This is a genomic window from Streptomyces katrae, assembly GCF_000966975.1.
In the GTDB taxonomy this organism is placed as follows: domain Bacteria; phylum Actinomycetota; class Actinomycetes; order Streptomycetales; family Streptomycetaceae; genus Streptomyces; species Streptomyces katrae.
The window spans coordinates 1-211 of record NZ_JZWV01001732.1 but is presented as its reverse complement, the minus strand read 5'-3'; the positions used below and the strand labels follow the sequence as shown (position 1 = coordinate 211).

General features: G+C 74.4%; 1 protein-coding gene. It reads right to left on the bottom strand.

The window, feature by feature from the left end; all coding sequences use genetic code 11:
- On the bottom strand, window positions 1–211 hold a 211-nt coding region (locus VR44_RS40355), incomplete at both ends, for a beta-ketoacyl synthase N-terminal-like domain-containing protein (protein WP_045952678.1).

Below are 211 nucleotides of genomic sequence, written 5' to 3'. Positions count from 1 at the left end.
GTCCACGGTCACCGCCGGACCTTCCAGGCCCAGCGTGTACGAGACGCGGCCCGAGGCCACGCTGCCCGCTCCCGCCGTGCCGCGGAAGCCTTCCAGCCCGTCCGGGATCGCGGAGAGCCGGGCCAGGTAGTCGTGGTACATCAGGCCGGTGAAGACGCCGGTCCGCGTCCCCCGGGCGCTCTCCGGGTCGATGCCCGCGTCCTCGAAGGCC